Below are 15,624 nucleotides of genomic sequence, written 5' to 3'. Positions count from 1 at the left end.
CGCAACAGATCGAGCATGTCTTCACGCGACGGTCGCCCGCATAGCGACTCGCCCGTCCTCCCCAAAGCCTCATCTGACAAGGGTTACGGATGGATTTTCCATTTATGGGCGTTGGGCACTTTTAGCCCAGAAGGAGCCCGTGCTGGCGTTCAGCGGGAAGAGCAGATCGTCCCCCACCGCGTCATCGCGGCACAGCCACGCCCCGATTGCTCCGATGGAAAACGCCGGCAGCGGAATCTTTCGCTCTTTGCGTGCGCCGCGCTGCCTCACGACGACATGTGGCCGAGCACCTTCGACGGCGACGTCGCCGCGGCGCAACGACCGGATCTCGGCCGACGTGATGCCGGTGCCGTGCAGCAGCGCTACGACTGCGCGATTGCGGACCTCGCGCGCGTCGGGAGGTGCCACGGCGCGCACGTGCTCCTGCAGCCGCCGATCCTCGGCCTCATCAAGGAAAACCGGAACCGGCTCGCCAGTCGGCCACGTCGTTCGCACCACGTACTGGCTGGCTGGGTTGTCGGCGCGCACGCCCTCGTCGACAAGGTGCCTGCACAGGCGGTCAAGGAGCTTGACGTAGCGGAGGGCGGTGGATGTGCCGGGAGCGCTGCGGCCGGCCAGTTCTGAAAGGAACGACTCGATGTGAGCGGCCCCAAAGCTGGCCACCGTCGCTCCATGCAGTACGAGGTGATGGCTGAAGCGGCTAAACATTGCGGAGTGCTGGACCATGGAGCGTGCCGAGAACGGCCGCCGACTTGCGCCCGTCGCGTGTGTTTGCTGCCACCAGCGGAAACCGTCTTCTGGCGCTGTCGTCCACTTCTCGTAGATGTCCATACCACCAAATATACTGAATTGAAGTTTCCTCGCCCACCGGGCGAATCTTCGATTCGCTCAACGTGCCACCAGGGAGAACGGGTACCGTTCGCCGGCCGGGCTATCCGTAGCGCTCGGCTCTCCGGCAGCCATAGATCGTTATAAAAGTGACACAGTCGCGACGATAATTGTGTCACCACGCACTGGGCACCCGACCCCGTTGCCAACCGGATGGCGCTGAAGAGCGGCCGCGGCAAACACCGCGGCCGCCGGCTACGAAGTACCGGTGTCGTTAAGGTTTATTCGATGCCTGCCGTCGGCCGGATGAATGTGCATACCTCCGCGCATGTCGGCAGGCGTTGAATAAGCCCGATGGAGGAAACCGCGGAGTGCCCCGATGCGGTTGGAGATTTCGCGGCTATGGCGATTGATAGGCTGGGATGCTCAATCGTGTCGGGTGCAACTCGTCGGAGTTGGACGCTGGCTGGGCGCTGACAGGGTTGGGAAGCGGTGCCGTCGTGTAATCGCGATGGCGAGGCGGACGTGCAAGGAGCGTGGCGACGTGAGACGCGCAAACGTCCGCGCGTGGGCCGCGTTGCCGCAAAGCCGACGGTCGGTTCGGATATCGGGGAACCGTGGAGTTCATGCGTGCTCCCGGTGCGTTGGGGGTGCGCGGATTGGGGCGCTGCGCGCGAGCACGTCGATGACGATCATCGGCGCGCCGCAGTGGCGGCAGACGAAGACGGGCCGGGTAGCGATGGTGGTGTCCGGTGACGGGGTGATGCCGGGTGCGACGTGCAGCAGCTCGCGCACTTTGGCTAGACTGGCGCGTCGGACCGGGTTGGCGAGCAGCCCGTAGTGACGGATGCGATGGAAACCACCGGGCAGCACATGGAGCAGGAAGCGGCGCATGAATTCGCTGACCTGTAGCGTCATGGTCTTGTAGCGGGTGCGCCCCTTCGCGCGATAGTCCTTCCAGCGGAACGTCACGCCGCGCTCGTCGAAGGCGAGCAGACGCTGGTTGGAGATGGCGACGCGGTGCGTGTAGCGTGAGAGGTACTCGAGCACCGCCTTCGGTCCGGCGAACGGACGCTTGGCGTAGACCACCCATTCGTAGGTACGCAGCGGCGCCAGCCACCGGGCAAAGGTGGCGGGATCAGCGAGCCCGGTGTACTCGCCGAAGAACTGCAACTGGCCATGCCGATAGGCCACTTCGAGCGCTTCGAGGAAGCGTCGGCGGAACAGGCGTGAGAGCACGCGCACCGGCAGGAAGAAGCCGGGCCGGCAGGCGATCCAGCGCTCACCATCGGGCGAGAGCCCGCCACCGGGCACGATGCCGTGTACATGCGGGTGATGCGTGAGGGCCGAGCCCCAGGTATGCAGTACGAGCGTGGCCCCGATCTGGGCGCCGAGGTGTTTCGGGTCGGCCGCGATGGTGCGCAACGTGTCGGCCGCGATGTCGAGCAGCAGGCCGTAGATGATCCGCTTGTTGTACCAGGCGATGGCGCTAATGGGTGCGGGCAGCGTGAAGACGACGTGGAAGTATTCGACGGGTAGCAGATCGGCCTGGCGTGCCTCCAGCCACCGGTGGGCGGCGCTGGCCTGGCACTTCGGGCAATGCCGGTTGCGGCAGGAGTTGAAGGAGACCTCTGACTTTGCGCAGCCTGAACAGCGCAGCACATGTCCGCCCAGTGCCGCCGTGCGGCACCGTTCGATGGCCGACATGACCTTCAGCTGCCCCAGGCTCAACTGTGTGGTGGCTCGCCACGCTGGCCCGTGGCTGCGGAAGATGTCCGCAACCTCCAGCATGAGGCGCTACAGCACGCGGGTCTACTCGGAGGGTAGACGGTCCAGCGGACTGGTGACCTCGCGCAGCAGGTCGGTGGCCACCTGGACATAGAGCGCGGTGTTCTCGAGCTTCGCATGGCCGAGCAGCACCTGGATCACGCGGATGTCCACCTTCTGTTCAAGCAGGTGTGTCGCAAAGCTATGCCGCAGCGTGTGCATGGACACGCGCTTGTCGATGTGCGCCGCCTCGGCGGCGGCATGAATGGCGCGGTTCAGTTGCCGCGTGCTCAACTGATCGAGCGGATCGAACCCGGGAAACAGCCACCCGCCATCGAGCATCTTGCCCTGCGCACGCGCCACGCGCCACCACGCACGCAGACGCTCGAGCAGCACCGGCGAAAGCATCGCATAGCGGTCGCGGCGGCCCTTGCCCTGCTCGATACGCAGTGTCATGCGTTCGCTGTCGACGTCGGTGACCTTCAGCGCGACCACTTCGCTGGCGCGTAGCCCCGCGCCGTAGGCGACCGACAGCGCGGTCTGGTGCTTCAGGTTACCGGCCGCCTCAATGAGGCGCCGCACTTCATCGGGACTGAGCACGACGGGCAATACGCGGGGCACGCGCACGGGTCGCATCCTGACCATGAGCTCGGGCCGGTCGAGCGTGACCGTGAAGAAGAACTTCAGGCCGGTGATCGCATGGTTCAGCGACACGGCCGATGTGCCGTGGTCGACCAGATGGAGCTGGTAGCGGCGCAGGTCCTCGACGGTGGCCGTGTCCGGTGAGCGCCCGAGAAACCGGGCGAACTCACGCACGATGTGCAGGTAGATGTCCTGCGTCTTGGGGGCGAGCTGGCGCATGCGCATGTCGTCGATCATGCGCTGGCGCAACGGACTGACGTTTGACTGTGAGGAGGTCATGATGGGGCTCCTGCTGAAGAACGAGGCGGATTGCCTCATTCGCCAACATAAAGCCGCGTGACCGGCCTCTCCATGACCTCCAGCGTCGGACCGTAGCCCCTACCGCGCGAGCGGTTTAGTCCACCGACCTAACGCGGAACTTCTGTCATCAAGTACCAAACGACAACTTCGAGACCGATAACGACAGTCCGGGCGTGAGGACTACCGCAGCGCAGGCGCCCTGAACCGGCCTCGCCTGCAAATCAAGCTGCCGCCGCGCTCGCAGTCTCAGCGGCAGGTTGGGACTGTGCGGCGTCAGCGTGTTTTGCAAACGTCACGGCATTCCTCGCTGCTCGCGTCTTTCGGGCAACAGGCGCTTTGCCGGCAGGCGCTATTACCTTCTTGGTGACCAACCTTTTGGCGGAGGTCTTTTTCGTCGCCGTCCTACTGGCAGACACGGCCTTGGGTTTTGCCTTTCCCTTCGTCGCGGGCGCTGCGGCCTTTTCAATCAGAAATTTCGTCCGGTCCCTGGCGCCAGCAATCCACGCCGGCGCGCGACCGCGTCCACTCCAGGTGGCCCCGGTCTTCGGGTCTTGATACATCGCAGGCTGCGGGCCGCGAACATAGTTTCCGGCTTTTGCTGCCTTCTTTGCCGGGACCGTGGCCTCGGTGGACTCGCCTGAAATCAGGAATTTATTGCGGTCTTTCGCTGCAGCAATCCATGCCGGCGCTCGCCCGCGACCGGTCCATGTCGCGCCAGTCTTCGGGTCGCGGTACTTCGCCGCGCCAGCGGCATGCTTCGAAGTCGTTACCGGCGTCCCCGGCTTGCGCCCACGCCGCTTGCCGACATGTGCTTCGATGTCGGCAGTCGTTATCCCGTGCTTCGTCATCAGTTCACGGATTTTGTCGAGAACGACGGTCGACTGCTTTGCAACCAGCTCCTGTGCCTGTGTCTGCAATCGGGCGATTCGTGCCTGGATGCTTTCGAGCGTGGCCATTAGACCTCCTTATTCATGTTGAATTGTGGGACTATGCCATATTGCGTGGCATCACCACCAGAACGACCCGTAGCATCCTTATTGGTTTCGTCAAAATTCCCGTTCATCTTCCCGGGAATCGAGCCGGCGAGCTAGTGTTGCCCATAGGCGTGCCTGTCAAGGGCGCAGCCAATCGGGAAGTGGTAAAGAAAGCTTTATGCGGCCAGCCGGTGTTCGTAATACGGTCTATCCCTGTCGTCGAGAATGGCGTACTGGGTAGCAAGGTCGGATGCGTCGGGATTTAACCAGGCGTCGATGTTCTCTGGCTTGATTGGAATGATGCAGCGGTCGTGACCTGCGGCCGCAATCTCGGGCGGTGGCTCATCGGTAATGGCGGCGAACGATAGCAGATCAGGTTGCCCCTCAGCAGACCATCGCGACCAGAGACAGGCCACCAGCATGTCATGTGCTGGATTGGGCTCGAACTGAAGGACGATGTTTTCATCCTTCTCGCCTTCGGCAAGTGCGCGTCCTTCCATTTTCGCGCGGCTCACATTCTCATAGAACGAACTGATGACGAGTATGGCGTGCGAGTATCCAAACAGGGGCTTCCAGAAGCCACCGAGATTGTCGCGTCTCGCATTGTAGGTTCCCGGATATTTGACATCGTAGCTAGCAGGTTTACCTGCGATGCGGCACTGGTACCGCATGGGCTTCACCACGCGCTGGCCATTTTCGACAATCAGAACGGGAGCATAGTGGCCCGGAAAGATGCGCGAGTCACGCGCTTTGGGTGTCGTCCGCCGGATATCGTCGAGCTTGCCAAGCGTCCATTCAATCCGGTCTGTCGCAATGCGCCTGCTTTCAGTAGCGGCCTTCGTTGGCCTGGTCTCAAGCGTGCGTTCGGCTGTGGCCAGTCGCGACCGTTGTTTAAACAGTTCCTGTTCGAGCTTCACAACCTGCTGGGCGTTGTATCTGTCGATGAGCGCCCGGATTTCCCGTTCCTCGTCCGACTGTGGCTCGGAAAAGGCGTCATCCATGGCTTTGGGTATCTTGGCACCGCTTCCTTCTGCCCGCTCCCAGTAGAGCTGCGCGAATTCGCGGATGCTCATGTGTGCGCCGAACATCCTGACGTACTTGCGGTAGCTCGCCTGAATCTGGGCCGAGTAGCACATATGCGCCTCCAGGTCTGGCCGGAAAGTCCCTGAGGACAAGTGTGAAGCACGAAGCTCCGCGCGACAATTCAGTGAAAGTCCCTGCTGATGGATGGCAGCTCGCCAAGCAGATGGGACATATCAATGAGGCGGTGGGCCACAAGGTGTTTCACTTCTCCCTCGCACTGCCACACGCCGAGTACACCGAGTAGGGATGAACCCAGTACTTCCCGGCGTTGCCGCTCCAGTACCTTCGGCCAGATGATGACGTTGACGTTTCCCGTCTCGTCTTCAATCGTCAGGAAAATGACGCCCTTCGCTGTATCGGGACGCTGCCTCACCGTCACAATGCCGCAGGCCCGCGCAAGCCGGCCGTTACGGTAGGTGTGCAGCGTCGAAGCTGGCATCAGCCGGCTGGCCTTCAGGCGTGCCCGCAGCAAGGCCAGCGGGTGCCGTCCAAGTGTGAGCCCCATGGACCGGTAATCGCCGACAATGTCCTCCGCCTCGGACGGCTGCTGGAGGGCAGGCGTTTCGTCTTCAGGCGAAGCCGTTGCCAGCATGTCCCTGTCGGGCACTACCGCCGCAGCTTGCCACAATGCCTCGCGACGATGACCGGCGAGCGACGGAAGTGCGTTGGCCGCAGCGAGCACCTGAAGGTCATGACGGTCAAGCTGGGCGCGCCGTGCCATGTCGCGCACCGATTCAAAACGGCGTACGGCCCGGGCGTTGGCGATACGCTCTGCGGCGCCATCGCGCATGCCACGCAGCAGCGAAAGCCCCGGCCGGACAGCAGGGCGTGCGGCATTACCATGCCGCTCGAGCGTCGAATCCCAGCTGCTGATGGTCACGTCGACAGGCAGTACCACGACGCCGTGGCGTTTCGCATCCTGCACGAGCTGCGACGGTGAATAGAATCCCATCGGCTGCGAGTTCAGCATGGCCGCGAGGAAAGCCTCCGACTCATGGCACTTGAGCCAGGCACTGGCGTAGACGAGCAGTGCAAAGCTGGCCGCATGGCTTTCCGGGAGTCCGTATTCGCCGAAAATGGGGATGCGGACAAAATCCTGGACTACTTTGGAGGTAGTCCATGTATTCATACGAAGACCGCGTTCGGGCGGTCGAGCTGTACCTGAAGTTCGGGAAGCGCGTCAAGGCAACAATCCGCCAGCTGGGTTACCCCACGAAGAATTCTCTCAAAGCATGGTGTGCGGAATTCGAGAGCAGTGGCGATCTGCAGAAGGAGTATGTCCGCGTAAATCCGAAGTACTCAGAGGAACAGAAGAACCTGGCACTCGAGCATTACGTCAATCACGGGCAGTGCCTCAGCTTCACCCTCCGGGCATTAGGCTATCCCTGTCGCCAGATACTGACGGCGTGGGTTCGCGAGCGCTATCCAGAAACCAGGAAATACGTGGTTGGCAAACGAGGGCGGCCGGCCGCGTCATTGCCATCCAGGCAAGCCGCAGTGTACGAACTGTGCACACGGCAAGGAAGTGCGGAGGCGGTGGCGCGAGCGCTGGACGTCGACAGGGTGACGCTGTACAACTGGAAAAACCAGTTACTCGGGCGAGAGGCCCCTGCATCCATGAAGCGCGACAAGAGATCACCCGCAGAGACGGATCGGGACGAACTGGAGCGGCAGGTCGAAGAGCTTCGGCGCGACATTCGCAATCTGCAGCTTGAACACGACCTGTTGAAGAAGGCGAATGAACTCGTAAAAAAAGACCTGGGCGTCGACCTGCCACTCCTGAGCAACCGGGAGAAGACGGCGCTGGTTGACGCCCTGAGGGAAGAATACGGTTTGGCTGAGCTGCTTGCGCGGTTGGACCTGGCGCGCAGCTCTTATTTCTATCATCGGTCGTCCATACGGGTCGCCGACAAATATGCAGATGCCCGTTGTACCGTTGCAGAGATCTTCGAGGACAATCACCGATCCTACGGCTATCGCCGGGTGCAGGCAGCGCTGAGCCGGCAACGGGTGTTTCTATCGGAGAAAGTCGTGCGTCGCCTCATGAAACAAGGCGGCCTCCACGCAGCAAGGCCCAGACGTCGCCGATATCGTTCTTATATCGGAGAAATCAGCCCTGCCCCAGATAACATCATCAATCGCGATTTCCACGCTGACGCCCCCAACGAAAAGTGGGTGACGGATATCTCCGAGTTCCAGATTCCTGCGGGGAAGGTATATCTATCGCCCATGATCGACTGCTTCGATGGGATGGTCGTCAGCTGGTCGATTGGCACAAGCCCCGACGCAGAGCTCGTGAATTCCATGTTAGATGCGGCCATCGAGACCGTGACCGAGCACGATGAGACGCCCATCGTGCATTCCGATCGGGGTGGCCACTACCGTTGGCCGGGCTGGCTATCGCGGGTTGCAAAAGCGAATCTGATTCGATCCATGTCGCGCAAAGCCTGTTCGCCGGACAACGCGGCCTGTGAGGGATTCTTCGGCAGGCTGAAGACCGAGATGTTCTATCCAGGAGACTGGCGTTCGACGAGCATCGCGGAGTTCGTTGAGGTACTGAACGCCTACGTTCGCTGGTACAACGAGAAACGGATCAAGGGCTCCCTTGGTTACCTGAGCCCCATCGAGTATCGTGAAAGCCTCGGGCTAACGACGTAAATCAGTCCAGGAAAATGTCCGCATCCCCACTTTTCGGCGAATCGCCGAAGTAAACCTGACCCACCCGGGCCCTTATCACGCGGCTGCCTTCGCGCCCGCCCGCGTGCTCGTTTGCCCAGCTTTGCGCTTGTCTTTCAAGCGGTAGCTCTCGCCGCTGATTTGCACGATGTGCGCGTGATGCAACAGCCTGTCGAGCATCGCTGCCGTCAGCGTCTGGTCGTCGGCGAACGCCGAGGCCCATTGCGTAAATGGCAAGTTGCTCGTCAACACGATGGCGCCGCGCTCGTAGCGCTTGGCAACGACGTTGAAGAACAAGTTCGCTTCCTCGCGCCCGAACGGCAAATAGCCGATTTCGTCAATTACCAGCAGTCTCGGCCCGACAACCGCTCGATTGAAGAACTCCTTCAGTCGATTCTGCTGCCGCGCCGTCGCCAGTTGCATCATCAGGTCGGCGGCCGTGATGAACCGCGTCTTGATGCCCGCCTGCGTCGCGCGATAGGCAAGCGCACTCGCGACATGCGTCTTGCCAACGCCGCTGGGCCCGAGCAGCACCACATTCTCGGCACGCTCGATGAACGCCAAGCTGGCTAGCTCTTGAATCTGCGCTCGCGGTGCGCCGCTGGCGAAGGCGAAGTCGTATTGCTCCAATGTCTTGACGCTCGGCAACGACGCGAGCTTCGTAAGCGTCTGCCGCTTACGTTCTTCGCGCGCATCGAATTCCGCCTGTAGCAGTTGCTCCAGGAAGTCGGCCAAGCTTGCATCGCGCGTTGCCGCGTGCTGCGCGAGCGAGCCCCAATCGCGGGCCATACAGTCGAGCTTGAGCTGCGTGCATAGACCGGCAATGCGTTCATGCTGCAAATTCATGCGGCCACCTCCAGCAGCGCGTCGTACACCGCCAGCGGATGTTGCAGGCTCTCTCGCGGCAACACACGGCGTGGCCGAGGCGCCGTCGGCAAGGACGCCATGTTCGTTGCAGGCAGCGGCAACAACGCTGCGTGTTCGAGCCTGAGCCTGGCTGCCGGTCGCTCGCGTGTCGTCGCATGTACGCGCACGTTGGCAACTTCTGTGAGCCATCGCCCGACATGTGCGTTCGCGGCGTCGACGTCCAACGTCAGCCCCGATTGCTTGAGGGTGGCAGCGAGCGGGACGACGAAACTCTCCTTCAAATAGCGGTTAAAACGTTCGACCTTGCCCTTGGTCTTGGCTCGATAGGGACGGCATACCTTCGGCGTGAAGCCGTACGTTTCCGCCAGTGCGAGCAACTGCGTGTTCCATCGATGCTGTCCTTCGCCGCATGCATCGCGCTCGATAATCACCGACTTCGCGTTATCGAACAGCACTTGCTCCGGCGTGCCACCGAAGTGGAAGAACGCTTCGCGAAGGCACTCGCACAGCGTCGTCGCATCCTCGCCGGCGGTGAAGCGCACGAAGCTCGCACGGCTGTAGCCCAGCGTCGCCACCAACGCCAGCAGCGGTGCGCGGCCCCGGCGAATGACCGTGAAGTCGGCCTGCATCTGCTTGCCGGGCGCCGTCTCGAAGCGAACCACCGGCTCGGCTTCGGCGTGCTTATGCGGCGCTAAAAATGCCTTCAACTGACTGATGCCGCCGTCGTAGCCGGCTTCGCGTAGTTCGCGCAGCAGCACCGTCGCCGGAATCCAGTGCGGCCGCGCCGCCGCTACGCGCTCGAGCACGTAGCTCTTAAACGGCTCGAGCTTCGTCGCACGCGGCTCGCGCGGCTTGTAGTGCGCAGCCTGCTCGTCGCGCAGATAGCGACGCACCGTGTTGCGTGAGATGCCCGTCTGCCTCGCTATCTCCCGTACACCCAATCCCCGTCTTGCCAACACCTTGATTTCCACTGCTTGCTCCTGACTCAGCATCGGCGGCAAAAAACCGCCATCTTGCTCCCCCGAGGTGGGTCAGGTTTACCTCGGCGAGTGGGTCAGTATCACTCCGGCGCTAACATCTATCGGAGAAAGTTGTGCGTCGCCTCATGAAACAAGGCGGCCTACACGCGGCCAGGCCCAAACGGCGCCGATACCGTTCTTATATCGGCGAAATCAGCACTGCCCCAGAGAACATCATCAATCGCGATTTCCACGCTGACGCCCCCAACGAAAAGTGGGTGACGGACATCTCCGAATTCCAGATTCCCGCGGGGAAGGTATATCTATCGCCCATGATCGACTGCTTCGACGGCATGGTCGTCAGCTGGACGATTGGTACAAGCCCCGACGCAGAGCTCGTAAATACCATGCTGGATGCGGCCATCGAGACCGTGACCGAGGACGATGAGACGCCGATCGTACATTCGGATCGAGGTGGCCATTACCGTTGGCCGGGCTGGCTATCGCGGGTTGCAAAGGCTAATCTGGTCCGGTCCATGTCGCGTAAAGCCTGTTCCCCGGACAACGCGGCCTGTGAGGGATTCTTCGGCAGGCTGAAGACCGAGATGTTCTATCCAGGGGACTGGCGTTCGACGACCATCGCGGAGTTCGTTGAGGTACTGAACGCCTACGTTCGCTGGTACAACGAGAAACGGATCAAGGGCTCCCTTGGTTACCTCAGCCCCATCGAGTACCGTGAAAGCCTGGGCCTAACGACGTAAATCAGTCCAGGAAAATGTCCGCACCCCCCGTGGGTCAATTCTGCGCGCGCGTTAACAGCCCCACCGTCAACGTGTGGCGAATTGAGCGCTTACCATCGAACAGCTGCGCCAGTTCGGCGAGCCCTGAAGAAATCGACCTCCCCAACTTTTGCACGCTCTCCCGGCGGTCGACTTCGTTCGCACTTGGAATAATACGCTCGGTGACCGAGCAGTTCCCGCAACGAGGAGACGACCTTCTCGATCTCGGCGAGAAAGCGTTGACGACTGGTCACGCGCTTCTTGCCGACACTCTCCGCTTCCGTAAAACCGATCTGCCACTCCATCGTCTTGGGGCCGTTCCGCGAACTTCTTTCTACAATGTCTTCGGCCATCTCATCGATGACCACCGGGCCCGATAAGTCAGCGTTTCCATAGGTGCAAATTGACGCACACCCTACTGGAGAGCGAAATTTTTGGGGGGAATCGTCGCCGCCGATGACTTCGTGTTGAGCGTATCTCGCGTGACTGGCGCCTCGAACTCGATCTGAGTCTTCAAGTTTTGCGCTATCGCGAGGCCCATCTGGCGCAATTGCGCATATCGTTCGGGCGGCAAAACAGCGTCTTCGAAACTGGTACGCAGACGTCGGGTGACCGTGACTGTGCCGCTCCCACCGGTGTAGCGCGCCTCATAGGTCCCAAAGGGGCTGTCGAACAATACCGGGGCGGGCAGACGGGCCACGACGCCTCTGGGCAGCGTAATAATAGTCCGCTCCTCTATCAGTTCGCTCCGCACAGCCATTGGAAAGTGCCGCGTCGTTAGCTGGCTGAAGTCCGCTGCGGCGCCGGCAAGGCCGTTAGTGGACGTCCCGATCCAGCCCGGCAACTCAAGACGGGTGCGGGCAACGGGCGCGCCGGAACCGGGCAGCTTTATCGTGCTGGTGAAGCGGTACGCGACGCTCAGATCATCGAAAGCGCCGGGGGCGAGGGTGGCGTTGCCGATAAGTCCCATCTGGGCCAGGAGCGCCGTCGCCCGCTGATCGGGCTGCGGGTAGCTGGAGTGGGCTGCGCGTAGAGCCACCTCAGTTGCGCCTTGCGAACTCACTTCTGTTGCGGCCGACAGACTTCCATCGCTTGCGAAACCGACATGGGTGGTGGCGACCAGCTTCTCGTGCTCCGGCGAGCCGATCGGTAGCTTGATTAGCCGGCTCTTGCCGCTACCGTCGTTGGTCACGAGCGCGGTCTTACCTTGCAGGGTCCAAGGTAACACGCCAAAGCGGGCAAAGCCGGCAGTCGAGTCAACAAACATCCGCCATTCAGGCACATAGGTAATAACGTGGTTGAAAATGCCCGTAGGCGTCGCCACTTTGGGCAGCCACCAAACGAAACCCTGATTGACAAGCGCCGGGCTGCTAGCGATGCCCTTTGCGGCGAGGAGGGCATCGAGCAGTGTGACATGGTCCTTGCAGTCGCCATAAAGCGAGTCGGCGGTCGACCCGGCATCATGCGGTATGACAGAGCCGGAACCGAAATAGACCTGAACATAGCGTACGTTGCGGCTCACCCAGTTATAGAGCACCTCAGCCTGGGTCCGCCGATCCGTAATCCCCGCCGTTAGCGATTCGGCCAGACGCCGGATCTCGGGGGTGACCGCTGCCTTGGCGCTCGCTCCGTCCCAATAGGCGCGCGCCACCGCGTCATAGTCTGCAAACGTGGAGGCAATGATGCGCGGGCTGAAGTCGATGTCGCTGACGGAACCCGTTTCGGGCGGCGCGGCCGACGCGTCCATCAGCGTCCAGCGCCACGAGCGCAAGCCAGGCTTGCCAGTGGCGATCTCGCCACCGTGCATCCCTTCGGCCTGCACATGAAGCGGCAGTGTCGCGGGTGCATTGATCTCGACCAGGGCCGACTTGTATTCATCGCGCCGCGGAAAACCCTCGAGCATGAAAAACTCGCCCGGGAAGAGGGCTGTCTTCTGCCGATAGCGATAGCTAAGCCGCAGTACCGCGCCGATTCCAAGAGCGGGAAAGATGACGTTCTTCACTTTCAGGTCGTCGTAGATGGGCCCATGTGCGCTCATCGCGTCCTGCTGTAACAGAATGCTCTCGCGTGGCACCGGGACAGTCCGCCCGTTTGCCGTCACTGTTTCGGCACTTAGAACTTCGAGTTCGTCCCTCTCGCCGCTGAAATAGAGTGGCACCTGCGCCAACTGCGTGATGCCGTCCTGCGTATTGATGCGGTATGCTTCTCGCACTTCTTCGGAATAGGTGCCGTCCAGATTGACCGTATAGATGTTCTCTGTCGACAGAACCGTATAGGGCGGCAAATAAGTGCTCTCGGGTAAGGCAGGGCTGGAAGCGAGTACGGCGGCTGCGAGCGCCGCGAACCTGGCGATGTCCATGAGATTACCTTCTCTTACCCGCATAAAAGGCAAAGGCGATAGTCCGGACTTGTCGCCTTTGCGATCGACTGGGAAGATGGTTACCGTGCCGGGTTTCCAGAGTGTGTGTAGATGGCGCCTGAAAACAGGCGCAGGGGACCCGGGAGAGGTCCGGGTCTCCCTGGCTTTGCCGTCATCCTCAGCGTTGCCCACTTCCTCGCGGGCATGACTCCCAAAGCAGCCCTCCCTTGTGGTATGCAAGCACTGGCGCCACCCGCCAGCATTGCCCGGGTGACCGCCGCAGCGTGCCTGGCAGGCAGCCCATGACTCCAGATGAGTTTTCATGAGTGTTCGCTTTTCTGTGTGTTGCTGAGGACACGAGTGCCGCTACCCTTTATGCGCAGCAGTCTTGGTACTCCGGGCAGCAGTGGGTCCCGTCGCAGCACTGCCCTATGGCGCCCGAAGTGCCGCCGCTGCGGGCGGGGTTGGTCCATTTTTCCGTGCCGTGCCCGCACAGCGTATTGACCACCACCGGATGAAGGTCTTTCCTGAGGCCGCTGACGCTGGATGGGCTGGCACTTGCGTTACTGTCCAACATCGCCAGGGAAGCGACCGCTAAAAGGCCAACGAACAATGATTTCAAACTTGTCTTCATGATGTTTCTCCTTTTCTTACAATTGCAGGGCCTTCCGCTAGGAAGAATGTGGGCGGTAGCACTGGCGCTTCATTTTTCGCCAGCGACCGCATCGATGAACGGGTGATGCAACCGCGCTCCTATTTCGATGCCTGCCGCGCGGGCGGCGCCCGCCTTTAGCTCGAGCACGAACCGGTCGCTCACGGGCGGGGAAATGCTAATGGTGGAAAATGGAATGCCACGCTCGATCGCCCGCACCTTGCCGTCCTCACCGATGAACAGAAGGTCAAGCGGCATCGGCGTGTTCTTCATCCAGAAGCCAAGGCGGCCGCTGGTGCGAAAAACGAAAAGCATCCCATGATCATCATCCATCGTCTGGCGAAACATGAGCCCACGACTCCATTTCTGCGGCTCGTCCGCTACTTCGATCGAGAAGCGGTGCGATCCCGAACTCGTTTCCGCCAGGAGCGGTGCGGGATCCTGCGGCAGCATCATTGCCTCCTGCCCTAGGGCGCTTTGCGTCGCAAGAACACAAAAAGCAGCCCAGAAAGCGCCCAGTGCCACGGCGTGGCGCATCTTGCCGTTGGGGCTGCGCTTCATCCGCATTAACGAGTTCGGTGCCACGTTGCTGTCCTCCATTCGAGCGCCACACGATATGCGTACTCTAGGAAATACCGTAGACCTGGACAACACAACAATTGTCAAAAATATGGCGTATAAAAAAGCCTGATTTGACAAAGGAGAGCGCAGATGCAGACCAGTCAGAACACCTGTGTGTGCCTGAAGGCCTGCTCGCGGTGGCGGGTCCTTTTTTGGGTACACCGATCAGGCTGCGTCTGAAAGACTCATTGACAACAGGAAGGTTGGCCGGGATTCGCAAATATGCGACGCTGCGCATATTTGCGATTATGCTCACCACCGGATTTTGCGAAGCGGCGGCCAGAACGCATTGAGTGACGGACGTCCTGGGCCGCCGCGGTGCACATAATCACAGGCTCTCGAGGAACGCCATCACCTTGTCGGTCGCGCGAAACTGCGGTGCGGTCTGCCCTGCCGGCTGAAGCTGATTCAGCGCCTTCTCCTTCAGGACGAGATCGGCTTCCATGTAGATGGTAAGCGCTCGACAGGTACCGTCTAGTCATGAGGGCGCGGCACAGGCAATCTGATTCCCATCAGATGTGATGGGAATCAGATTGATGAAGCCAGTGGTGCATGGAAGACAACCGGGATCAAGGAACTACACGAAGGAGTTTCGGGAAGCGGTTGCTGCAGAAGCGAACGATCCGAATCGCTCGATTGCCGAGGTAGCTCGTGTGCACGGCTTGAACGCCAATATGGTCGCGCAGTGGCGAAGAAGTTTACTTGATACGCAACGTGCACCGTCGGTACCAACCATCGCGCTGCTGCCTGTTGATGTGGTCGATCTGCCTGCGAAAGACGTCCCAAACCACGCTCTGCCGCAAATGCTGGATGTGTCGGCGAGCCCGGCGATGCCGCCGGGCTGTGAAATCGAGATCGAGGTCGGCAAACGACGTATTCGTATCCGCGGTGTGTCGCAGGAATTCGCCGAGCAGTATTTACGAGACTGTCTAAAGTGATCCCACCGAACACGCGAATCTGGATCGCGGCGGGCGTCACGGACATGCGTTCTTATGCGGTGTTGCCGGTTATGCGCAGTTGGTCACCAGCCCGTCGGACATGTCGAGCATTGGGCATGATGGCGCTGCGCATAACGGGCTAGTGCTTGACCGGTCTCAGCATCTCAATCAAAGCATCG

At 61.0% G+C, this 15,624-nt stretch carries 12 protein-coding genes and 3 pseudogenes; 3 read left to right on the top strand and 12 right to left on the bottom strand.

The genetic code is table 11. The features are described from left to right. Positions 1–102: 102 nt before the first annotated feature. The 6 genes and pseudogenes from PKKP23_RS32335 to PKKP23_RS32310 all read right to left on the bottom strand — a co-directional run. Positions 103–831 carry a tyrosine-type recombinase/integrase gene (locus tag PKKP23_RS32335; RefSeq protein WP_126879928.1) on the bottom strand — a complete coding sequence of 243 codons (729 nt, stop codon included), beginning with the start codon at positions 829–831 and terminating at the stop codon, positions 103–105. Between the two features lie 621 nt (positions 832–1,452). After that, positions 1,453–2,619, bottom strand: coding sequence for an IS91 family transposase (locus PKKP23_RS32330; RefSeq protein WP_126879927.1), 1,167 nt, complete (start codon positions 2,617–2,619; stop codon positions 1,453–1,455). 21 nt (positions 2,620–2,640) lie between these two features. Beyond that, positions 2,641–3,516 carry a site-specific integrase gene (locus PKKP23_RS32325; RefSeq protein WP_126879926.1) on the bottom strand — a complete coding sequence of 292 codons (876 nt, stop codon included), beginning with the start codon at positions 3,514–3,516 and terminating at the stop codon, positions 2,641–2,643. Between the two features lie 242 nt (positions 3,517–3,758). Continuing rightward, positions 3,759–4,493 carry an H-NS family nucleoid-associated regulatory protein gene (locus PKKP23_RS32320; protein WP_126879925.1) on the bottom strand — a complete coding sequence of 245 codons (735 nt, stop codon included), beginning with the start codon at positions 4,491–4,493 and terminating at the stop codon, positions 3,759–3,761. Between the two features lie 194 nt (positions 4,494–4,687). Further along, entirely contained in the window at positions 4,688–5,647 is a 960-nt protein-coding gene (locus PKKP23_RS32315) for an SOS response-associated peptidase family protein (protein WP_126879924.1), read from the bottom strand. Between the two features lie 68 nt (positions 5,648–5,715). Next, positions 5,716–6,687: pseudogene (locus PKKP23_RS32310) on the bottom strand (helix-hairpin-helix domain-containing protein); the annotation flags it as partial. Positions 6,688–6,713: 26 nt separating this feature from the next. Between PKKP23_RS32310 and PKKP23_RS32305 the strand changes: the two are divergent. Continuing rightward, positions 6,714–8,252, top strand: a complete 1,539-nt coding sequence (locus PKKP23_RS32305; protein WP_126879923.1) for an IS3 family transposase — start codon at positions 6,714–6,716, stop codon at positions 8,250–8,252. 75 nt (positions 8,253–8,327) lie between these two features. On the opposite strand, the gene istB is transcribed toward PKKP23_RS32305, so the two are convergent. Next, on the bottom strand, positions 8,328–9,116 hold the full coding sequence (gene istB, locus PKKP23_RS32300; protein ID WP_126879922.1) for an IS21-like element helper ATPase IstB: 789 nt from the start codon (positions 9,114–9,116) through the stop codon (positions 8,328–8,330). After that, positions 9,113–10,129 carry an IS21 family transposase gene (gene istA / locus PKKP23_RS32295; RefSeq protein ID WP_126879930.1) on the bottom strand — a complete coding sequence of 339 codons (1,017 nt, stop codon included), beginning with the start codon at positions 10,127–10,129 and terminating at the stop codon, positions 9,113–9,115. The genes istB and istA overlap by 4 nt, the downstream gene beginning before the upstream one ends. Positions 10,130–10,215: 86 nt before the next feature. Between istA and PKKP23_RS32290 the strand changes: the two are divergent. Then, a pseudogene (locus PKKP23_RS32290) lies at positions 10,216–10,857 on the top strand (IS3 family transposase); the annotation flags it as partial. Positions 10,858–11,018: 161 nt separating this feature from the next. Here PKKP23_RS32290 and PKKP23_RS35045 read toward each other — a convergent pair. The 4 genes and pseudogenes from PKKP23_RS35045 to PKKP23_RS32270 all read right to left on the bottom strand — a co-directional run. Beyond that, positions 11,019–11,180, bottom strand: a pseudogene (locus tag PKKP23_RS35045) (IS5/IS1182 family transposase); the annotation flags it as partial. Positions 11,181–11,290: 110 nt separating this feature from the next. Then, positions 11,291–13,234, bottom strand: a complete 1,944-nt coding sequence (locus tag PKKP23_RS32280; protein ID WP_161978197.1) for a DUF3857 domain-containing protein — start codon at positions 13,232–13,234, stop codon at positions 11,291–11,293. A 373-nt stretch (positions 13,235–13,607) separates the two neighbouring features. Continuing rightward, a complete protein-coding gene (locus PKKP23_RS32275) occupies positions 13,608–13,868 on the bottom strand; it encodes a hypothetical protein (protein WP_126879919.1) in 261 nt (86 codons plus the stop codon). A gap of 69 nt (positions 13,869–13,937) precedes the next feature. Further along, complete coding sequence (locus tag PKKP23_RS32270; protein WP_205703031.1) at positions 13,938–14,486, bottom strand: DUF192 domain-containing protein; 549 nt, start codon at positions 14,484–14,486, stop codon at positions 13,938–13,940. Between the two features lie 557 nt (positions 14,487–15,043). Here PKKP23_RS32270 and tnpA point away from each other — a divergent pair. Continuing rightward, a complete protein-coding gene (gene tnpA / locus PKKP23_RS32260) occupies positions 15,044–15,445 on the top strand; it encodes an IS66-like element accessory protein TnpA (protein ID WP_161978196.1) in 402 nt (133 codons plus the stop codon). Positions 15,446–15,624 lie beyond the last annotated feature (179 nt).

Source organism: Paraburkholderia kururiensis JCM 10599 = LMG 19447 (assembly GCF_003986935.1).
In the GTDB taxonomy this organism is placed as follows: domain Bacteria; phylum Pseudomonadota; class Gammaproteobacteria; order Burkholderiales; family Burkholderiaceae; genus Paraburkholderia; species Paraburkholderia kururiensis.
The sequence above is the reverse complement of the archived record's forward strand: the minus strand, read 5'-3'. Positions and strand labels throughout refer to the sequence as shown.